Source organism: Vibrio sp. MOR3 (genome assembly GCF_001557775.1).
GTDB lineage: Bacteria > Pseudomonadota > Gammaproteobacteria > Enterobacterales > Vibrionaceae > Vibrio > Vibrio jasicida.
On sequence record NZ_LNRD01000003.1, the window covers coordinates 367,455 to 389,587 of the forward strand.

Below are 22,133 nucleotides of genomic sequence, written 5' to 3' on the forward strand. Positions count from 1 at the left end.
GCAAGGCGCTCGTTACGAGCAATTAAAGTGGTTTTCATTTTTTAGTTCCCATCACAGGGCGGTGTAAATAAAAAGCTATTTACACGCGTAACAAATTCGCACGGTAATGCGTGCAGTGACATTGTTGGCAGCGATATGCTGCGAGATAGGAATTAAGCTATCGGAGGACGATAGTGAGAGTGCATATCTGCACTGGTATAGATAGAAGTTTGGCTAGTCGCAAGCTCATGACGATATGGTGCCTCATATGAACGTTGCTGGGTTTCGACAACTGCCGTGCCCGAAGCATGACCATGGGAACAACATTGTTTTTCGAAGCATGTTCCGCCCGGTTCACAACAACCCGGTTCTTCCTTGTTGACGGAATTAAACTCGATATCACAATAGCTAAAGTGCATCACTTCTGCATTGGGAGTGTTATCTGAGTAACCGGGTGAGACCTCTGCACGAGCTACGCCACTCGACAGCATAAAAGCCATCAAAGCAGAGAGCAGGAAGCAAATTGTGGATGTGCTTTTCATCAGCATCACAATGTCTCATAAAAAGGAGAATACGGGATAGCGTGAAGATAACTGTCAAACAGACAAGAAACAATAGTGCTTGAGATGACTTTACACTTTTTTACCCCAAAGTCGTGTAGATGTGATTCCCCTTCACACAAAAGCAAAGCCTCGCACTTGGCGAGGCTTAACATTATTCATCTTTTTCGGCGGTTTGATTATCAATATACGGCCAATAATGATGACCGACTCGAATAACCAAAGTAGCGGCAGCTAGAATAAACGCGGCCAACGACAGCCACACTATCATCACTGAGTCGAGCTCTTTCATTCCGAGAGTGATATAGCGAGCAATGGCCATCATGGCAATGTAAATTGGGTAACGGACTGGTATCTTACCGTTCATCACAAACTGCCCAACCATAGCAAGCACTTCCAGATAGATGAACATCAATAAGATATCATCGAGTGCAACACGCTTTTGCACGTAAATATGGACAAACTCTTCGACCATAGCCCAAACAGTCGCCAGAGTAATGGCAACCAAAAGCACAGCTTCAAGCAGATGAAAGATTTTCAGAAAAGGACGACTGAATGATTTAGGTAAATGCGACGGCATGGCCAACTATCCAAACAAATCAAAGGAGTAAGTTTGCAGTGTAGCACGCAGAGTTGAATAAGCTGAACTGACAAACCTCACCGGCAAAAAGAAAAAACGCTCCAATTAATAGGAGCGTTTCATTTTACCTAGAAGGTGACTTTACGCCACTTGCTGCTTTTTTTCTGCCACGCGCTTTTTCTTGCGGTATTTAGGGTGCGTGATAGGAATCGCGGATAGAAGTTTTTTGGTGTAGTCATTTTGAGGGTTCGCGTAAATTTCTTTCGCGTTGCCCGCTTCCACCACTTTGCCAAAGTACATCACCGCCACTTTATCGGACACATGTTTCACTACAGACAAATCATGAGAGATGAAGATGATGGCCAGATTCATCTCTTGCTGAAGTTGCAGTAACAAATTCAAGATCTGAGCCTGAACCGATACGTCTAACGCAGAGACTGACTCATCACAAATCAACAACTTCGGTTTAAGAGCGATAGCACGGGCAATACCAATACGCTGACGTTGACCACCAGAGAATTCATGCGGATAACGGTTCACTGCCGTTTCTGGCAAACCGACTTTGACCAACAGCTCTTTCACCCACTGCTTACGCTCTGAAGACGTACCAATGTTGTGAATCACGTACGGCTCTTCGAGAATCATTCCAATCGTATGACGTTGGTTAAGCGATTCCATCGGGTCCTGAAAGACAATTTGCATGTCTTTACGCAATGAGCGCATTTGTTTCACAGACAATTTGGTGATGTCTTTGCCTTCAAAGAAAATCTTACCTTCTGTTGGCTCGTACAATTTCAAAATAGTACGACCTAGGGTACTTTTACCACAGCCAGATTCACCTACTAGGCCAAGAGTTTCACCCTCACCTACTGATAACGACACGCCATCAACGGCTTTAATGGTGTAGCCTTTCTTAAACAGTCCTTTACCTGATACAAAGTGCTGCTTAAGATCTTCAATTCTTAATACTTCTTTTGCCATAACATCCTCTTTTATGACTTGTTCACTTTGCACCAGTTAGCTAGCAAACATACTGGTATCTATCGGTTTAATATCGATCATCTGTTTAGGTTCGTTATCTAAACTCGGCATCAAACCCATTAAACGTTCTGTATAAGGGTGCTGTGGGTTATCAAACAGCTCGAAAATCTCGGCTTTTTCCACAATACGACCACCGTACATCACGGCTACGTCATCACACACTTCCGCAACCACACCAAGATCATGAGTGATAAAAATCATCGCCATGCCCGTTTCTTCTTGAAGCTCATTCATTAGTTCAAGAATAGACGCCTGCACGGTTACATCCAGTGCTGTGGTTGGTTCATCACAGATAAGAATGTCTGGTTTACACGCTAATGCCATCGCGATCATCACACGCTGACGCATGCCACCCGATAGGTTGTGTGGGTATTCATTCAGACGCTTTTCTGGCATTGGGATTTTTACTTTGGCCAGCATTTCTAGCGCGTAAGACTCTCTTTGCCTCTTATCCAATTCAGGACGGTGCAACTCCAAGACTTCGCACAGTTGGCGCCCGATACTATGTACGGGATTCAAAGCCGTCATCGGGTCTTGGAAAATAATAGAAATGCGGTCACCGCGCATGGCGTACATTTCTTCTGCTGGTAATGTGGCAAGGTCTGTACCGCGGTAATTGACCTCACCATTGACGATATTACCGTATGGTTTTGGCAACAGACCCATTATCGACATCGACGTGACACTCTTACCACTGCCCGACTCACCAACTAGACCAAGGGTACGCCCAGCACGAACATCAAAGTTTACGCCATGCAGTACTTTGACAGGTCCATCATCCGTAATGAATTCAACCTCAAGATCTTTAACACTTAGGATTACATCGTTTTCCATAACACATCCTTACAGCTTATAAGTGTCATCAACGACAACAACCGGTTCAAAAGTTTTACCCGATTTCATCGCCTTCTGGGTTTCTTTCTTCACATCAGTATCAATCCAGTAAGTGCCATCACCAATGATACCACCGCTAAACAGTGCTTCCGTCATGCGGTTCATTGGCTTCTCTGGTAGCTTTAACCAACGCCAGTGGCCATAACGAACGTAAGGCACCATATAACCAGGAACAATCACGTGCGCATCAATAATGTCACGCTGGATTTCATGACCAAGTTGGATCTTTTTGTCCATGTCCATATTGAAGCGATAATCGATGATCTTCGCATCAAGTTCAGGCGTGCTGTAGTTTGTGAACGAGTTGGTTTGAGGCTTATTCGCGTTCACTGAGTGGAAGTATTCCCAATAGGTTGGTATCTCAGAAGTGCCCATATCAAGGAACGCTAAATCATGTTTCTTCTCACGCACATATTTGAACATCGAAGAGCCATCGATCAGCTTAAGCTCAATGTCTAAACCAGCCAATTTAGCCTGTTCGCGCACAAAGGCGATACGAGGCGTGTGTACTGGTGTCGCGTACGTCAATTCGAAGCTCAAGCGTTGGCCTTTGTCATTGATACGGATACCGTCCGAACCAATCTTATCAAAACCCGCTGCAGCAAACGCTTGTGCCGCTTTTTCTGGGTCAAATTTCGGAGCTTTAGCATCTGGCAACGTGTATTTGCCGTGGCCGTAACCTGTTGGGTTTGGTTTACGACTGTAGTCACCACGCATGATGTTTTCGATCATGCCATCAAAGTCGATCGCGTGAGTAATGCCTTTGCGGATGTTTAAATCATCCAATAATGGCATTGCAGTATTCATCCAAACACCGCCAGCCCCTACAGGGTATTGGTTGTAACCCCAGAACTTCTGAATGTAGCCTTTTTGGTAAGGTGCGGTATTGGATTTGTCATGCCATAAGCTTGGTAGAACCAGACCAAATGCATCTAAACTACCTTTCTCAAAGTGCTTCTTGGCAATATCGTTATCACGGATGACGGTGATGCGAATCTTGTCGACGTTATAACGGTTTTGGTAGTACTTGTTCGAGTAACCCCACCAGTCTTCGCCTACGTGTTTAAAGGTAACGCTTTTACCTTTTTTGATATCCGCTAGGTAGTAAGCACTCGTAGTTGGTTCACTCTTAAAGTTGTAATAGCGAACAAAGTTGTCGTGAATACCATCACCATTCTCATCTTTCTTTGGATTCGCATAGAAATGAGCAGGACGAGGACGCAGTGCGCCCATTCTTAACAACAACTCTTCAGGATTGAGTTCTTTCGCGGCTTTAACCGCGAACGTTAAATCATCGAACTTAATCACATCTTCAACAGTCTTGTTATAGTAATCGTTATACCATGGCTCAAGAATGTCTTTCGAGCGATAGAACTTCAGCATAAATACAAAATCGTCGGCAGTGACAGGTTTACCATCTGACCATTTTGCTTCTGGGTTCAGTTTAAAATAAACGGTTTTGTTATCACCCGCTAACGCCCATTCATTAGCTAACTCCGGAATAAATTCGAGAGTATCAGGGTGACGTACAACCAATCCCGGTGTTTCATCCAGGATATAAGAACGCAAACCTGAGTTGGCATCGGGGCCAACACTACGCAAAGTCTGAGGAAAGCTCGACATATACGCTCGGAAGGTACCACCACGTTTTGCTTCAGGAGAGCCATATTGAGGCTCATCCCAGTTTGTTTGCCAGTTTAAGTCAGTCGGAAGCGTTGCTGACATCGCACCAAAACTCAGGGCGCTCAGCGTTGACGCTAATAATAATTTTTTCATAAAACTTCCCTTTTTATGTTTTGCTCACAATGCTTACTTAAACGTAGCGCGTGAATTTTTTTGGGTCGAATGCAGCTCGGATAGCTTCACCAATAAAGGTCACCATCACTAGCACCAGTACGATAGAGCTAACAACAGAAGCAACGATCCATGGCGAGTCTAGGTTCGACTTACCTTGTTGCAATAACTCACCCCAACTTGGTGTCGGAGGCATCAGGCCAAGGCCTAGGTAATCTAGTGCTGTCAGTGCTGTGATGTTCGCTGCGATAGTAAATGGTGCCAGCGTCACAATCATTACCATGGTATTTGGCAGGATGTGGTTGAACAGGATACGGCCGGTTGACGCACCTAATGCACGTGCTGCCATTACGTATTCACGAGCCGACTCTTTATAGGTCATGGTACGCATGTACCAAGTCATTCCCATCCACCCAAAGAGTACGTTAATACCGACGAACAGAGTAAAGGTTGGTTGCACTATCGAGACGAGGATCATGATGACGTACAAAAACGGAACCATTGACCAGACCTCGATCAAACGCTGAACAAATAAGTCAAATTTTCCGCCCCAGAAGCCCATCGCACAACCCACGGCAGTACCAATCGCATACGAGATGGCCATGGTTAGCAACGCAAAGCCCATTGCCGTTCGAAAGCCATAAACCAATCGAGCTAAAATGTCTCGACCAATCACATCAGTGCCTAGGTAGTGCTTATCTTCCGCGCTTGGCGCTGTCGGTGGGAAATCACCGCTAAAGTCTTGCTCGTATGGGTTCCAAGGTACAATAGGTAATACAACGAAGTTATCGCCACCTTCTAATTCGAATACCTTTTGTAGCTCTCGGTAGTCTGCTTCACTAGAAGAAGCTTGGCCAAACTCAGAACCCAAGCGGACATCACTGACGACAGGAAAGTAAAAACTACCATCGTACTTAACGACCAGTGCCTTACTGTTGATCAACAGCTCCGAAAACAATGAAAGGATCAGCATGGTTGATAAGATCAAAAATGACCAATAACCGCGTTTGATTTCTTTAAAGTGACGGAACTTCTTTTGAGTTAATGGGCTAACTTTAATCATATTACGCTCCAAACTTCACACGTGGGTCGACTAAAGCAACACAGATATCTGAAATGATATTACCGATCAGTAGCAATACCGCGTTGATAGCTACGATGCCCATAACTACAGGATAATCGCGCTCCATGATGGACTCATAACCAAGCAGGCCGATGCCATCAATATTGAAAATTACTTCAATAAGGAATGCACCTGTCATAAAGAACAACAATGAATTACCAAAGTGAGAGGCGATTGGAATCAAACTATTGCGCAGCGCGTGCTTGCGTACTGCTTTCTTAAATGGCAAACCTTTTGCAATCGCAGTACGAATGTAATCGGATGACAAGTTTTCCATCAGGTTATTTTTCATTGTCATCGTTAGCGTTGCAAAGTCACCAATCAGGTAACAGATAAGAGGTAGTACCGCATGCCACATGATGTCTTTTGCGCGCTCAAAGAAGGTTTCATAGTCATCAAAGTCGTCTCCGACAAAGCCTCCCATCGGGAACCACTCTAGGTGATAACTGAACAAGGTGATAAGTAGGACACCAACCACGTATCCGGGTAGTGCGTACCCGACAAAGATGAGAATAGAAGAAGCGGAATCAAATACGGAGCCGTGTTTAAGCGCTTTATAATAGCCGAGCGGAATCGAAATAAAATAACTGATAAAAAAGGTCATTCCGCCATAAAACAAAGAAACAGGTAAGCGCTCTGCAATCATGTCAGACACAGGTTCGTAATAACGAGTAGATTCACCTAAATCAAGCGTCACCAAGCGACTCAACCAATCAACATAGGCTTCCATCACTGGTTTATCTAAGCCATAAAACGCATTCAGCTCAGCGATTTGATCATCGGAGAGAGCGGTATTACCGCCAGCAGATGTCATTGACGCGGCGCCATCACCTTGCGCTTGCATTTGAGAAAGCATGCGCTCAACCGGACCACCAGGTACGAATCGCGTGATAGCAAAGATAAGAATGGTAATCCCGAGAAACGTTGGGATAACCAACGCCAAACGGCGTAAAAAGTACGACAGCATATACAACTTGCTCCTTGTCTACTGTCCATTATTAGGCGGAATTGGAGAGGAGGAATCCGGCCCAAAATGGTGCATCTCTATCCCGTAGTAACTAAAGCTGTTGAAACACACTCCCTGAATTTCAAAAGCCAGTTTTTTCCACTACTGCAATAATTTCAGCGTCATATTTATCTTGAATCCACTGAAGCTTCAAGTGTTTGAACCCAAAACATGACAAACTTCCCTCGAGGTCGAAAAATAGAAATGTTTTTGTAAAAAATTATAAAAAACCACAAAACCAATTCATACAGAATATCAATCTGGGCACTTTAGAGCCAAAACCCTATATAAACATGCATATATAGAGAATAATTAGACGAAAACGCCCATTACTATTTGACCCTGAAATACGAGTGAGCCCTTTTATAATGGTGGGTATCATATTCTGATACCACTCCTTGCGATCGAGTTAACATAGAGACCATTCCATAAAAAAAACAAATCAGAATAATTCTCTAGATAAGCATCCATTTTCAGTACCAATCGCCTAGTTAAAAACCAAAGGCCACATAAGTCATTAGTCTTTACAAGAAACACAAAATACGGTGTTTTATTAATATTTAATCTCACCCACCCTTCCTAACACAGCCATTTATTCTGTGATTTACATCACTTTTGGAATTTTACATCTTTTTTACATTTCCTTATCTCTGTTTACCACTGGTTTGACTTCCTTTTTTCACCTCAGGTATACATGTGGCAAGCGTTAACGAAATCTTAACGTCACAATTGGTCTTTAAGTGACCATACATAGGAAATAATAATAATCGGAGCAACAAGGATGTATAAAAACACAACCGCTTTATCTGTTGCGATCAGCCTTGCACTGGGAACGGCGGCGGCAGTGGCCCCACTAGCAGCACAGGCAGAAGAGCAGCAAGTTGAAAAACTTCAAAAGATGAAAGTTACTGGTTCACGTTTAACACGTGCGTCTATGGAAGGAAGCACTCCAGTAGCAGTAATCGGCCGTGCAGAAATTGAACGTGCCGGTGATGTATCTATCGCTGATGTACTACGTAAATCTTCATTTAACTCTTTTGGTTCACACAGCGAACGTTCAGGCAGCTCGGCACAAAGCCAAGCAACCATCTCTCTACGAGGTCTAGGTTCTGAACGTACTCTAGTTCTAATTAACGGCAAACGCCTTCCCGGCTCAGCAGCTATGGGTGGCGGTGCTGCCAACATCAACGTAATCCCTTCTGCAATCGTAGAACGTGTTGAAGTAATGGCCGACGGTGGTTCCGCTGTATACGGTTCAGATGCTGTTGCGGGTGTAGTGAACATCATCTTGAAAGATGAGTTCGACGGCATCAACGTCACAGTTGGTTCAGGTATCCCTAGTCAAGAAGGCGGCGATGAACAGAATGTTGCTTTCGTGATGGGTACAAGTGGTGAGAAAGGCAACATCATGTTCTCGTTTGAGCATGATAGTAAAGACGAAATCTACCAACGCGATCGTGACTACCTAAGCTCAACCAATACTGGTGCGGACAACTACTTTGATATGTCTGGTGTGAGTATCTACGGCCGAAACGTTTACCATAATGGTGAGCTTAAAGCGCTGAAAGGTTACGACACAGACGCAACTTGTGATTCATCAAAAGGCTTTGTTGGTCTAACCAACTACCCTGGTCTGGGTGATATCTGTGGTTACGACTACACAGCTGATGCTGCGCAAACTGCTTCTCTAGAGCGTAATACTGTTTTTGTTAACGGTAATATTTTCCTGAATGACGACACAACGTTCAATGCACAAGTGCTTTTGAACCGCAACGAAAGCTTCGGTCGTTATGCTCCTGCAGCAGGTTGGTTTGAAGTTGACCCAACAACATCTGGTGGTTCTGACTTCTTCACAGAGAATGGTCTCGATCCAGCAGCGGGCCCTGCTCGTGTTTACTACCGTTTCAACAACGTAGGTACGCGTGACAATAACGTAACTGACTTCCAAGCTGATTTGAAAGCAGGCCTAGACGGCACACTTTACACAGATAGCTTCGGTGATGTGGTTTGGGAAACGGGTTACCAGCTTAACTTCTCGAACAGTAACGAAATTGGTACAGGTTACGTGTTCCGCTCACCGGCTGAACAGCTAGCGAACTCTGGCGAGTTTGTTGATGGCGAGTTCAGTGCTGATGCAACGAGTGACCTAGCAGCCGGAACAAGCCGCGAAACGCAAATGGAAATGCACAACTTCTACGGTGGTCTTCAGTTTGACCTAGCAGAAATCGGTGACATTACCATTCCTGTGTATGTTGGTGCAGAGTTCACAACTTACGATTACTTTGACAAATACGATCCACAAAGTGAAGCAGGTAACATCATCGGTAGTTCTGGTAACTCAGCAGGTGGTGACCGTGAAACTTACGCGCTTTACGCAGAGTCTCTGATCGCGTTTACCGATGAGCTAGAGATGAATATTGCGGCACGTTACGACCACTACAGTGACTTCGGTAGTGAGATTTCACCAAAAGCATCATTCCGTTACCAACCTCTTGATAACCTAATGTTCCGTACAGGTGCGGGCATGGGCTTCCGTGCGCCAACATTAGCAAACCTTTACGGTGCGGATAGCTTCTCTGCAGATAGCGCAAAAGATTACGTTTACTGTCAAGCAAACGGCATCTCTGACGCAGACTGTCCAGAAACTCAGTACGACGTAACTCGTACATCAAACGAAGATCTAGATGCTGAAACATCTGTGTCATTTAACTTCGGTGTAAGCTACTCACCAATCGAAGATCTAGACCTGACACTTGATTACTACAACATCAGTATCGATGACGTAATCACGCTTAACTCTCTACAAAGCATGATCGACCAAGAGCGTAGCAGTGGTGTTGCTAACCCGAACATCGACCGTGATGCAACAGGCCGTATTACGCACGCAACAGCAGGCCTAGAAAACTTAGGTACTCTAGATACTTCTGGTCTTGACCTGAAAGTTGGCTACCGTTACGACTTCGACTCAGCTGTTCTACGTTACGACTTCATGGGTAGCTATGTTCTTGACTACAGCGCACCTGAATACGTGAATGGTCCAGTGAACAACCAAGTTGGCCGTAATGGTCTACCTGAGTACCGTTTCAACACAGGTGTTGGCCTTAACTTCCTAGAAGAGCACGATGTTTACCTATCAGCAGACTACATCGCGTCACAAGCACAAGACGTTGATGAGAACTACAACAAGACAGGCAACATCCCATCACAAACCATCTGGAACGTAGCATACAACTACCTAGCTCCATGGGATGCGAAGTTCACTGCAGGTGTACGTAACCTTACCGATGAAGACCCAGCATTTGAGTCTGATGGTGTGACTTACGATGCTGACCTATACAGCATTCAAGGCCGCGTTTACTTCGTGAAATACTCTCAAAACTTTTAATTAAAACCTTTGGCGCAGGAGCTTTTCCTGCGCCCCACTCGACTGACTTTTATACACTGACAAGGATGCAACTATGACGTTAAAGGAATTTGGCGTAAGTGCAGTTACTGCCGCGATTTTATCGGTAAGCGGAGCAGCCGTCGCTGCAGACTCTGGTACCGTCGTCGCTAACCAAGCAAAAACGACGAAGTCTTCTCAGGCTTCACAACAAAAAATCGACACCTATGCTGAAAGCACTGAAGGCATGTTGGCTGAATACAAAGGCCTTCTGCGTCAGATCGACAGCATGAAAATCTACAACGAGCAAATCAATCGTATGGTTCAATCGCAGCAAGGCGAATTGGATTCATTAAACAGCCAGATTGCTCAAATCGATCAAACCGCGACTGAGGTTGTGCCTCTTACATTGAAAATGATCGACGCTCTTGATGAGTTCGTTGTGCTTGATCTTCCTTTCCAAAAGGAAGAACGCGCAAAGCGCGTTAACGAATTGCGTGACCTGATGGATCGTGCAGACGTAACAACTTCTGAGAAATTCCGTAAAGTGATGGAAGCGTATCAAATTGAAGAAGGCTTCTCTCGCTCAATCGAATCTTACAAAGCTAGCCTAGAGCGTAACGGTGAGACCGTGACTTACGACTTCCTACGTATTGGTCGTACTGCGCTTCTATTCCAATCTCCGGATGGCGGTGAAACAGGTATGTGGAATCAACAAACCCGTCAATGGGAATCACTACCAGAAAACTACCGTATCGCTGTACAGCAAGGCCTTCGTATCGCTAAGAAACAAGCGCCACCAGCGCTGATCAAACTGCCTGTATTTGCTGGGGAGGAATAAGAAATGAAAGGATTCAAAACTCTAGCCGCTGGTTTGCTAGCGAGCTTATTCATGATTTCCGGTGCGCAAGCTGAAGCACCTAAGAACTTATCTGAGCTACTGAAAAACGTAAAATCAGAAAGTATCGTTGAATCAAAAGAGAACAAGGCTCGTGAAGCTGAGTTCAAAAACAACCGTGACCAACAAGCTGCACTTCTTGAAAAAGCACGTGCAGAACTTGCAGCACAGCAAGCTCTTGGTGACGAATTAAAAGCAACATTTGATGAAAACGACAAACAGCTAACTGACCTAACAGAAACATTACGTGTTCGTTCAGGTACGTTAGGTGAAATGTTTGGTGTGGTTCGTCAGTATGCAGGTGAATTTAAAGGCCTATTTGCCGCTTCACAAAATGCTGTTCTTTTCCCAGAGCGTGACGCACTTCTTACGAAACTAGCAGAAAGTAAAGAACTTCCATCAACGCAAGAACTTGAAGCATTTTGGCACACGATCCTACAACAGGTAGTGGCATCAGGCGAGACAACAACAGCACAAGCAACAGTTGTATACGGCGAAGGTAAAGAAGCGGTACGTGACGTCACTCTTGTCGGTGAGTTTAACGCAATCGCAGATGGTAAGTACGTTACTTACGTACCTCAAACCGCTAAGTTTGAAGAACTATCACGCCAACCACGCAAAAACATTACTGGCCTAGTTGGTGGTTTTGAAGCAGCAGAAGGCACATACGAACCTTTGTTTATCGACCCATCTCGTGGTGTGATTCTGTCTCTACTCGTACAAAGCCCTACTGTTCAGGAGCGTATTGACCAAGGTGGTATCGTTGGTTACGTCATCCTAGGCATGGGTGCTATCGGCGCACTTATCGCGCTTATCTGTTACCTACGCCTATTGGTTATCGGCGGCAAAATGCGTAAGCAAGCGAAATCAGACACTGTTATTCCAGGTAACCCTCTGGGTGAAGTAATCCAAGCTTACCAAGACCACAAAGGTGACAACCTTGAGGATCTTGAAGCGAAACTGGATGAAATCATCCTACGCAACGCGCCGAGCATTGAACGCTTTATCAGTTCAATCAAGCTGTTTGCTTCGGTAGCTCCTCTTCTGGGTCTACTAGGTACCGTTATGGGTATGATCGGTACATTCCAAGCAATCACACTATTTGGTACAGGTGATCCGAAGCTAATGGCTGGCGGTATCTCAGAAGCACTTGTTACTACGATGCTTGGTCTAGTTGTCGCAATTCCTCTACTGTTCCTGTACACCATCGTACACAGTAAAGGTCGCCGTTTGGTTCAAACTCTTGAAGAACAGAGTGCAGGCTTCATCGCTCGCTATCAGGAAAAACTGCATAAAGCCGAAAGCTAAGGAGGCATTATGTGGTGGTTAGTTGGAGAACTTGAATCAATTAGGCGCTTCTTGGGAATGGGTGGCGATGTACTTGTCGCCATCTTTATCCTCAGCTTTATGTTATGGGCAGTCTTGTTAGAACGTTGGTTTTACTTCGCTGCTGTCGCTCCCAAAGCAATGAAAAAAGCGGTGAGCTTTTGGGAAGAGCGTTCAGAACATAAAAGCTGGAACGCTAAGATGATCCGACAAGAAATGGTTTCTCGTCAGGATATTGAGAATAGAAAGGGACTGCCAATCGTTAAAGTACTGATTGCACTTTGTCCCCTACTTGGTCTGCTCGGCACTGTTGTCGGTATGATTCAAGTATTCGACATCTTAGCGGTAACAGGAACAGGAAGCCCCCGAGCAATGGCCTCGGGGATCTCAAAGGCAACAATCCCAACATTAGCGGGAATGGTGGCTTCTCTATCAGGACTTTTCTTTAGTACTCGTCTTGATCATTTAGCCAAAGTCACCACGCAGAAGCTTGAAGACAAGCTGAAGCACATTGCCTGAGTAAACGGAATTAGAGGTATAGGTCATGAAGAGACGCTATAGCAATGACAGCAGCGACGAGGCTGCTATCGATATGACTCCGATGCTAGACATCGTATTCATCATGTTGATCTTCTTTATCGTAACAACGTCGTTTGTTAAGGAAGCAGGTCTAGAAGTAAATCGTCCTACGGCAAGTTCAGCGCAAACCGTGAAGAAAGGTAACATCATGGTTGCTATCGGTGCAGCAGGCGATGTGTGGGTAGATAAGCGTCGTATTGAAGTCGATGCAGTTCGTGCCAACATCGAGCGTCTACGTGCTGAAAGCCCAGACGGTGCGGTTGTAATCCAAGCGGATACAGAAGCAAATGCTGGCGTAGTCGTGAAGGTGATGGACCAGATTAAGATGGCAGGTGTTGAAAGCATCTCCATTGCCGCAACCAATAAGGATTAAGCCTATGCGGTATCTGGCCTCAATTGCACTGGCGCTCATTGTCTCCCTTGGATTGTTCTGGGGGATGGACAAGCTAGTAAACAAAGAGCGCCACGAGCTAGTGTCGAATGATGATCTCCGTATGGTGGAATTCATTCGCATTAAACCGGACGAAAAAATACAGGAGAAAAAGCGCGAACTCCCGAAACCACCACCACCGAAGCGCCCACCGCCGCCACCTGAAATGAAGGTAACAGCAACGGTCAAACCGGTGATGGATCAAATCCCAATGGATATGCCGAAACTCGACCTACCAGTGAACGTTACAGGTGGTTCAGTACTCGGTCACTACTCGCAAGGTGGTGGCGCTCAACTGGCTGGAAGCGGAGGCCCAGTTCCTCTTGCGACATTCCAACCTCAAATGCCACGTAAAGCGGCACGAGCTGGGATTGAGAAAGGTATCGTTTTAGTAGAGTTTACTGTTAACGAGCGTGGCAGTGTTCAAGATGTCAAAGTCTTAAAAGAAACACCACGTAAGTTAGGCTTGGGTAAAGCAGCAAGAAAAACCGTATCAAAGTGGACCTTTAAACCAAAAATGGTTGATGGAAAGCCGGTAACTTCGCGCTTATCGCAAGAAATCGAGTTCTCTACTAACTAAGGAGTCGCAACATGAAAACATATACAAAATTGTTAGCTTCTCTATTGGTTATTGCAGGTGCGTACAGCGCACCTGCCCTAGCAAAAACACCAGAGTTGTCTGACAGAACATTCCGAACTGTGAACAAAGTTCAGGAACTGATTGCAACTGAAAAATACTCGGATGCTATCTCTAAACTGAACTCTGCCTTGGGAAGTACCAAGAAAAAGAAATACGACCGCGCCGTGTTACTACAACAGATGGGCTTTCTATATTCTTTAAAGGACGATTACCCAAAAGCAGCGAAGTACTTTGCTGAAGCACTCAAGTTAGATGCTTTACCAGTACCCGTAGCTCAACAAGTTCGTTATAGCCTCGCACAGCTTTATCTAGCAGAAGGCAAATTTAAGCAATCAGTTAATACGATGAACGAGTGGTTCAAGATTGCTGAAACAACAGAGGAAAAACCTCAAGCACATGCTTACATCACATTGGCAAGTGCTTACATTCAACTAGAAGATTACCGCAACGCAATTCCGCCAACCAAAAAGGCAATTGCAATGACGAAGAATCCTAGTGAATCTTGGTATCAGCTGTTGATGTCTGCTCACTATGAATTAAAGCAATTCAAAAGTGTTGCTGGCGTGCTAAAAATCTTGACTACCAAGTACCCGCAAAATAAGCGTTACTGGACACAATTGTCTGGTATTTACATGGAACTCAAACAAGAGCGTAATGCCCTTTCAACCTTAGAAATGGCCCATAAAATGGGTCTTTTAGAGGGAGAGAAAGAGTATCTACGCTTAGTGAACTTCCAAGCTTATCAAGGTGTACCTTTCCGCGCGGCTAAAACAATGCAAACGTCGATGGAAGAAGGTCATGTTGCGCGTACTGCTGAAAACTTAGAAAAACTAGCGTCTTTCTGGCAACAAGCGCAGGAGCTAGATAAGTCGATCGAGACTTATGTAGCGGCCTACAAGTTAGCGCCAAAAGCAAAAACGCAGATCAAGATTGCTCGTTTGATGATTCTCGACAAGCAGTACTCAGCAGCAACTAAGTTTGCTAAGAATGCCGCACCAGACGCCAAACGTGATGATAAAGGTGAGCTGAACTACATTCGAGGTATGGCGTACTTCGAATTAAATCAGCCAAGCAATGCATTGAAAGCAATGAAGAGTGCAGCGCAATCGCCTGATATGAAGCCTGTCGCTAGCCCTTGGATAAACTTCTTAGAGTCTCAAGGCTAACGGGCCACCAACACCTGTAAAGTAGTAACCAAAGTGGTTATGGTTGCTCCGAAAATTAAGTGTGAGTCAGTCGCACGCCTGGGGAAGTGAAAGCTTCCCCTTTTTTCGTTTCTGTATACAAAGATATGAATTTATACTGAGCCTCAAAGATCCAAAAGATCGGCTAGCCACCGCAAAGAGATCATGATACTCTTCGCCTCCATTTTTCTGGCGGGTTTATCACCAATCTCAAGCGGTTTGGTGAGAAAATCATCAATGTCAGTGCTATCGTTATACCAATTTCGCCAATAAGCGTTATTAGCATGACACAAGGTCGATACTCTTTCGGCATTCACTCAATCCAACCAAAAGTGGAACAGTACAATGGGCAAAGGTACTCTCTATATCGTATCGGCACCTAGCGGCGCAGGTAAATCTAGCTTGATCTCAGCAATGTTGGAACGCAACCCAACATACGCAATGAAAGTGTCTGTGTCTCATACTACTCGTAGCATGCGCCCTGGCGAAGAAAATGGTACGCACTACCACTTCGTAGCAAAAGAAGAGTTTGAAACTCTAATTGCTAAAGGCGACTTCCTAGAATATGCAGAAGTGTTCGGTAACTACTACGGCACATCACGCGTATGGATTGAAGAAACGCTAAATAAAGGCATCGACGTATTCCTAGACATCGATTGGCAAGGCGCACGCCAAATCCGTGAGCAAATGCCAGAAGCGAAAAGCATCTTTATCCTGCCACCATCAAATGGTGAGCTAGAGCGCCGTCTAAACACTCGTGGTCAAGACAGTGAAGAAGTAATCGCAAAACGCATGGCAGAAGCAAAGTCTGAAATCTCACACTACAACGAGTACGATTACGTAATCGTAAACGATGATTTCGACACTGCATTAATGGACTTTAAAGCCATTCTACGTGCGGAAAGATTGAAGGAAGAAAAGCAAGCTGCTAAATATAAAGGTATGCTTGATGCGCTTCTAGCAGAGTAATTCTGTTCGGAAACACAAATTTTCGCTTCTTTATTACGGTAAGGAAGCTTATATTGTTTATATAGAAAGTCATTGTTGTTGCACGTCTTATCGCTAGTAAATATTACGCTGAGACTGTATACTTTCTCGTCATTCAAAATTTAGTTAACTATTTGGAGTCCTCATGGCACGCGTAACTGTTCAAGACGCTGTTGAAAAAGTTGGCAACCGTTTCGACCTAGTACTGATTGCGGCTCGCCGCGCTCGTCAAATGCAAACTGGCGGTAAAGATGCACTAGTGCCAGAAGAGAACGATAAGCCAACGGTTATCGCTCTACGCGAAATCGAAGAAGGTTTAATTACTAAAGAAGTTCTAGACGCTCGTGAACGTCAAGAACAGCAAGAGCAAGAAGCGGCAGAGCTAGCGGCAGTAAGCAGCATCGCTCACAACCGTTAATTCTGACTTTAGAATTCAACAACCTCCCGGGCCTATAATTTGTATCTATTCGATAGCCTCAAAGACGTTGCCCAAGAATACCTAACAGAGCCTCAAATTGAGGCTCTGCGTCAATCTTATGTGGTAGCAAGAGATGCCCATGAAGGGCAAACCCGCTCAAGCGGTGAACCATACATCATCCACCCAGTCGCTGTGGCTCGAATCTTGGCCGAAATGCGCCTCGATATCGAAACCCTCCAAGCTGCTTTGCTGCATGACGTCATCGAAGACTGTGACGTTACAAAAGAAGATCTCGAAGAGAAATTCGGCAATACCGTCGCTGAGCTGGTTGATGGTGTATCTAAACTGGACAAACTCAAATTCCGCGATAGGAAAGAGGCTCAAGCCGAGAACTTCCGTAAGATGGTTCTGGCGATGGTGCAAGACATCCGCGTTATCCTGATCAAACTGGCCGACCGTACGCACAATATGCGCACGCTAGGTGCCCTGCGCCCTGACAAAAAACGCCGTATTGCTCGTGAAACACTGGAAATCTACGCGCCGCTGGCTCACCGACTTGGTATTCACAATATCAAAACGGAACTCGAGGAGCTTGGCTTCGAAGCGCTTTACCCTAACCGCTACCGCGTTCTAAAAGAAGTGGTGCGAGCGGCACGTGGTAATCGAAAAGAGATGATCCAACGTATTCACAGCGAAATTGAAGGCCGACTCGAAGATGTAGGCTTAAATGCGCGCGTGTTAGGTCGTGAAAAGAACCTGTTCTCCATCTACAACAAGATGAAAACCAAAGAACAGCGTTTCCACACCATCATGGATATCTACGCTTTCCGAGTGGTTGTTGATACTGCCGATACTTGTTATCGCGTCCTAGGCCAAGTACACAGCTTGTATAAGCCACGCCCTAGTCGCATGAAAGATTACATCGCAGTACCAAAAGCGAACGGCTACCAATCGCTACACACTTCTATGGTCGGCCCACACGGTGTACCAGTAGAAGTTCAGATCCGTACCGAAGATATGGATCAAATGGCGGATAAAGGTGTTGCAGCACACTGGTCATACAAAGACAAGGGCGACAAGTCTGGCACAACAGCGCAAGTGAAAGCTCAGCGTTGGATGCAAAGCCTACTTGAGCTACAGCAAAGTGCAGGTAACTCATTCGAATTCATTGAAAACGTAAAATCGGATCTGTTCCCAGACGAAATTTACGTCTTCACGCCAAAAGGTCGTATCGTTGAATTGCCGTTAGGTGCTACAGCGGTCGACTTTGCTTATGCAGTGCATACTGATGTTGGCAACTCTTGCGTTGGTACTCGTGTTGATCGCAACCCTTACCCATTGAGTAAGGCACTGAAGAACGGTCAGACAGTAGAAATCATCAGTGCACCAGGCGCTCGTCCAAACGCGGCTTGGTTAAACTATGTCGTGACATCGCGTGCCCGCACTAAGATTCGTCAAGTATTGAAAACCATGCGTCGCGAAGAGTCGATTACCTTGGGTCGTCGCCTTCTGAATCACGCCTTAGGTCGCCACTCGATTGATTCAATCTACCCAGAAAACATCCAAGAAGTGCTCACGGATCTACGTTTAGAAAGCGTTGATGATCTGCTTGCAGCAATTGGTTTGGGTGAATTGATGAGTATCGTCATCGCTCGTCGCCTACTAGGTGACACCGATGAGTTGACCACAACAAGTTCGATTCCAAACGAATCTAAAAAGAAACTGCCAATCCGTGGTGCTGAAGGCCTGCTACTGACTTTCGCAAATTGTTGTCACCCTATCCCAGATGACCACATTATCGCTCACGTATCACCTGGTCGTGGTCTTGTGGTACACCGTGAAACGTGTCCAAACGTACGCGGTTATCAAAAAGAACCAGACAAATACATGGCTGTTGCTTGGTCTGAAGAGTACGACAAAGAATTCATCGCTGAACTGAAAGTCGATATGCTTAACAACCAAGGTGCGTTAGCGGAATTGACCAACGTGATTTCGAAAACCGGTTCGAACATTCACGGTCTCTCGACCGAAGAGCGCGACGGTCGCTTGTACACCGTTACCGTTCTGCTAACCACCAAAGATCGTGTTCACCTTGCTGGCATCATGCGTAAAATTAAGACCATGCCACAGGCGACTCGAGTCAGACGAAGAAAGAACTAAACTTCATCGCCATCCAATCACTGGGTGGCGATTTTTTATATCCCTATTAATTATGAATTTAGAACGTTACAACCGCATTCATCAGGTGCTAAAAGCACGCCAAACCGACCTCACTCTGTGCCTTGAAGAAGTTCATAAGCCAAACAACGTATCCGCTGTGATCCGTACTGCTGACGCAACAGGCTTACACAAAGTTCATGCGATTTGGCCAGACAAAATGCGTACCCTCACTCACACCTCAGCAGGCGCACGTAACTGGGTAGAAGTAGATACTCACAATTCGATTGAAACCGCGATTACCGAGCTCAAAGCGCAAGGCATGCAGGTTTTGGTCACTAACCTTTCGGACACCGCGGTCGATTTTCGTGAAATCGACTACACCAAGCCAACGGCAATCATTCTGGGTAGCGAAAAAATCGGCGCTTCAGAGCAAGCGAAGAAACTCGCAGACCAAGACATCATTATTCCAATGATCGGTATGGTGCAGTCTCTGAATGTCTCAGTCGCCAGCGCTGTGATTCTTTATGAAGCGCAGCGTCAGCGTGAAGCCGCTGGCATGTACGAACGTGAAGAGAGCGCTCTACCAAAAGAAACCATCAACCGCATTTTGTTCGAACGTGGGCATCCGGTCTTAGCAAAGGTAGCGAAGCGCAAAGGGCTAGAATACCCACAACTTGATGACGAAGGCCAAATTGTGGCTGACGAATCATGGTGGAAAGAGATGCAGAAGAAATAAATAGACTCGAGAGGCGAGAACGTTTCGCTTCGGGATAACCTCATATCGTCAACCGATATGGCTCTTTCTCGCCTCACTGGTTAGTTTATTTCCGCGTTCTCGAATCTCGGAGCGTAAGCGTTCCCATATCCCTTTCTCTAACTTAATCCTGTACAAAAACACAGCTTAGTGGTTAACATACTGCTATGTTAACTATTTTCTTGAGCCCACTATGTCTGCCCAAATGTTATCTGCTGTTCCTTTAACTTCTCTGTCTGGAGTTGGCGCTAAAGTCGCAGAAAAACTCGCCAAAGTTGGCTTGCATAGCGTTCAAGATCTACTGTTTCATCTTCCTCTTCGTTACGAAGATCGCACTCGCATTTATCCAATCGCCAAACTGCATGCCGGACTTTGGGCGGCGGTACAGGGCAAAGTCATGGCTGTCGATACTACTTTCGGCAAACGCAAAATGCTGACGGTAAAAATCAGCGACGGCAATGGCACGATTACCCTACGCTTTTTTAACTTTACTGCTGCGATGAAGAACAACTTCTCGAATGGTAAGTTAGTACACGCTTACGGTGAAATTAAGCGTGGCGGTATGGGCTTAGAAATTGTCCACCCTGACTACAAGTTTTATGTAAGTGAACAAAAACCGGATGTGGAACAAAGCTTAACCCCCGTTTATCCAACCACCGATGGGTTGCGCCAAATCACTTTGCGTAACCTGACGGAACAAGCCTTATCACTCCTAGATAAAGCCGCAGTACAAGAGTTGCTACCTTCCGGTTTGTACGATCACCAGATCACCATGTCGCAAGCGCTGCATACGATTCATCGACCGCCTCCAACCATTAATTTGGATGAGTTTGATGAAGGTAAACACCCAGCTCAAATTCGTTTGATCATGGAAGAGTTACTGGCGCAGAATCTCTCTATGTTGGCAGTGCGCAGCAAAGGGCAACAGGACGTTGCATTGCCTTTGGCGCCGTGTGACTCACTAAAAAAACAGCTACTGGCTCAATTGCCCTTCTCGCCGACCAATGCTCAAGCACGAGTCGTTAAAGAAATTGAAGCTGACTTAGAAAAAACGCACCCAATGATGCGCCTTGTTCAAGGTGACGTAGGCTCGGGGAAAACTTTAGTTGCTGCGCTTGCTGCCGTCAGAGCCATTGAACACGGCTATCAAGTCGCTTTAATGGCACCCACCGAACTGCTCGCCGAGCAGCACGCGATTAACTTCGCCAATTGGTTTGAGAAAATGGGCATTCAGGTCGGTTGGCTTGCGGGTAAATTGAAAGGTAAAGCCAAAGAAGCCGAATTGGCGCGTATTGCCAGTGGTGAAGCGAAAATGGTCGTGGGCACTCACGCCCTTTTCCAAGAGCATGTTGAGTTTCATCACCTTGCTTTGGTTATTATTGATGAACAGCACCGCTTTGGTGTCCACCAGCGCTTAGAGCTGCGTGAGAAAGGCGCGAAACAAGGTGCTTATCCACATCAGCTCATCATGACAGCAACACCGATTCCGCGAACGTTAGCCATGACTGCTTATGCCGACTTAGAAACGTCGGTGATAGATGAGCTACCGCCAGGTCGAACACCAATCCAGACCGTCGCGATTCCAGACACCAAACGCGATGATATCGTCGAACGAGTGCGCAATGCTTGCTTAAACGAAGGCAAACAAGCGTATTGGGTATGTACCTTAATTGATGAATCTGAAGTCTTGGAGGCTCAAGCTGCCGCTGATACCGCAGAAGAGCTGCAACGCAAACTGCCTGACGTAAAAATTGGTCTAGTGCACGGACGAATGAAGCCCGCAGAGAAGCAAGCGGTGATGCAGGATTTCAAAGACAATAAACTGCATTTGCTGGTCGCAACGACAGTAATTGAAGTTGGCGTAGACGTACCTAATTCCAGCTTGATGATCATCGAGAACCCAGAGCGTTTAGGTTTGGCTCAGTTGCACCAGCTTAGAGGTCGTGTTGGTCGAGGTTCAGTCGCCAGTCATTGTGTGTTGCTGTATCACTCGCCACTATCAAAAACCGCCCAAAAACGTTTAGGCGTATTACGTGAAAGCAACGACGGCTTTGTGATTGCACAGAAAGACTTAGAGATTCGTGGGCCGGGTGAGCTTCTTGGTACCAAACAAACTGGCTTGGCCGATTTTAAAATTGCTGACTTAGTACGAGATCAGCGCTTGATTCCAGAAGTTCAACGCATTGCGCGTTACATTCATGACAACTACCCGACGAATGCGACCGCAATTATTGACCGTTGGCTAGGCGAGCGTGACATTTACTCTAAGGCGTAAGCTCTTCTTTTCTCACCGACCCTCGCTCCATTAATAAACGTCCTTACAGACACCGTTCTGTAAGGTTGGTTTCGCATACATTCATTGCGCCAATGAATCTCTCATTTAATAAAAGCCAACTCG

19 protein-coding genes are annotated in these 22,133 nt (G+C 45.6%); 12 read left to right on the forward strand and 7 right to left on the reverse strand.

The window, feature by feature from the left end; all coding sequences use genetic code 11:
* Positions 1-152: 152 nt before the first annotated feature.
* The 7 genes from ATB76_RS09080 to ATB76_RS09110 all read right to left on the reverse strand — a co-directional run bounded on the left by ATB76_RS09080 (position 153) and on the right by ATB76_RS09110 (position 6,938).
* Positions 153-527 carry a hypothetical protein gene (locus tag ATB76_RS09080; RefSeq protein ID WP_042599841.1) on the reverse strand — a complete coding sequence of 125 codons (375 nt, stop codon included), beginning with the start codon at positions 525-527 and terminating at the stop codon, positions 153-155.
* Positions 528-693: 166 nt separating this feature from the next.
* A complete protein-coding gene (locus tag ATB76_RS09085; protein WP_038870113.1) occupies positions 694-1,119 on the reverse strand; it encodes a phosphate-starvation-inducible PsiE family protein in 426 nt (141 codons plus the stop codon).
* Positions 1,120-1,260: 141 nt separating this feature from the next.
* Positions 1,261-2,100 carry an ATP-binding cassette domain-containing protein gene (locus tag ATB76_RS09090; RefSeq protein ID WP_080774273.1) on the reverse strand — a complete coding sequence of 280 codons (840 nt, stop codon included), beginning with the start codon at positions 2,098-2,100 and terminating at the stop codon, positions 1,261-1,263.
* Between the two features lie 36 nt (positions 2,101-2,136).
* A complete protein-coding gene (locus ATB76_RS09095) occupies positions 2,137-2,994 on the reverse strand; it encodes an ABC transporter ATP-binding protein (RefSeq protein WP_050566714.1) in 858 nt (285 codons plus the stop codon).
* Between the two features lie 9 nt (positions 2,995-3,003).
* Positions 3,004-4,830: an extracellular solute-binding protein gene (locus ATB76_RS09100; protein WP_038870112.1), complete on the reverse strand. Its 1,827-nt coding sequence runs from the start codon at positions 4,828-4,830 to the stop codon at positions 3,004-3,006.
* A gap of 37 nt (positions 4,831-4,867) precedes the next feature.
* On the reverse strand, positions 4,868-5,911 hold the full coding sequence (locus tag ATB76_RS09105) for an ABC transporter permease subunit (protein ID WP_038870110.1): 1,044 nt from the start codon (positions 5,909-5,911) through the stop codon (positions 4,868-4,870).
* Between the two features lies 1 nt (position 5,912).
* Entirely contained in the window at positions 5,913-6,938 is a 1,026-nt protein-coding gene (locus ATB76_RS09110; RefSeq protein WP_061035047.1) for an ABC transporter permease subunit, read from the reverse strand.
* 820 nt (positions 6,939-7,758) lie between these two features.
* Here ATB76_RS09110 and ATB76_RS09115 point away from each other — a divergent pair.
* The 12 genes from ATB76_RS09115 (at position 7,759) to recG (ending at position 22,010) form a co-directional block, all read left to right on the forward strand.
* Positions 7,759-10,362, forward strand: a complete 2,604-nt coding sequence (locus ATB76_RS09115; protein WP_061035048.1) for a TonB-dependent receptor — start codon at positions 7,759-7,761, stop codon at positions 10,360-10,362.
* 73 nt (positions 10,363-10,435) lie between these two features.
* A complete protein-coding gene (locus ATB76_RS09120; protein WP_038870106.1) occupies positions 10,436-11,200 on the forward strand; it encodes a DUF3450 domain-containing protein in 765 nt (254 codons plus the stop codon).
* Between the two features lie 3 nt (positions 11,201-11,203).
* Positions 11,204-12,565 (forward strand): MotA/TolQ/ExbB proton channel family protein, encoded by a 1,362-nt coding sequence (locus ATB76_RS09125; RefSeq protein ID WP_038870104.1) that lies wholly within the window; start codon positions 11,204-11,206, stop codon positions 12,563-12,565.
* A 9-nt stretch (positions 12,566-12,574) separates the two neighbouring features.
* Entirely contained in the window at positions 12,575-13,102 is a 528-nt protein-coding gene (locus tag ATB76_RS09130; RefSeq protein ID WP_038870102.1) for a MotA/TolQ/ExbB proton channel family protein, read from the forward strand.
* Positions 13,103-13,127: 25 nt separating this feature from the next.
* The gene (locus tag ATB76_RS09135) at positions 13,128-13,535 is read left to right on the forward strand and encodes a biopolymer transporter ExbD (protein WP_005430119.1); all 408 of its coding nucleotides are present in this window, start codon (positions 13,128-13,130) and stop codon (positions 13,533-13,535) included.
* Positions 13,536-13,539: 4 nt separating this feature from the next.
* Positions 13,540-14,172 carry an energy transducer TonB gene (locus ATB76_RS09140; RefSeq protein ID WP_005529132.1) on the forward strand — a complete coding sequence of 211 codons (633 nt, stop codon included), beginning with the start codon at positions 13,540-13,542 and terminating at the stop codon, positions 14,170-14,172.
* 11 nt (positions 14,173-14,183) lie between these two features.
* Positions 14,184-15,398 carry a hypothetical protein gene (locus ATB76_RS09145; RefSeq protein ID WP_039975902.1) on the forward strand — a complete coding sequence of 405 codons (1,215 nt, stop codon included), beginning with the start codon at positions 14,184-14,186 and terminating at the stop codon, positions 15,396-15,398.
* Between the two features lie 363 nt (positions 15,399-15,761).
* Entirely contained in the window at positions 15,762-16,385 is a 624-nt protein-coding gene (gene gmk / locus ATB76_RS09150) for a guanylate kinase (RefSeq protein ID WP_038870100.1), read from the forward strand.
* A 163-nt stretch (positions 16,386-16,548) separates the two neighbouring features.
* Positions 16,549-16,821: a DNA-directed RNA polymerase subunit omega gene (gene rpoZ / locus ATB76_RS09155; protein ID WP_005379346.1), complete on the forward strand. Its 273-nt coding sequence runs from the start codon at positions 16,549-16,551 to the stop codon at positions 16,819-16,821.
* Positions 16,822-16,860: 39 nt separating this feature from the next.
* Positions 16,861-18,981, forward strand: a complete 2,121-nt coding sequence (spoT, locus tag ATB76_RS09160) for a bifunctional GTP diphosphokinase/guanosine-3',5'-bis pyrophosphate 3'-pyrophosphohydrolase (protein ID WP_038870099.1) — start codon at positions 16,861-16,863, stop codon at positions 18,979-18,981.
* Between the two features lie 52 nt (positions 18,982-19,033).
* Positions 19,034-19,717 carry a tRNA (guanosine(18)-2'-O)-methyltransferase TrmH gene (gene trmH / locus ATB76_RS09165; protein WP_038876971.1) on the forward strand — a complete coding sequence of 228 codons (684 nt, stop codon included), beginning with the start codon at positions 19,034-19,036 and terminating at the stop codon, positions 19,715-19,717.
* Positions 19,718-19,928: 211 nt separating this feature from the next.
* Positions 19,929-22,010: an ATP-dependent DNA helicase RecG gene (gene recG / locus ATB76_RS09170; protein WP_061035049.1), complete on the forward strand. Its 2,082-nt coding sequence runs from the start codon at positions 19,929-19,931 to the stop codon at positions 22,008-22,010.
* Positions 22,011-22,133 lie beyond the last annotated feature (123 nt).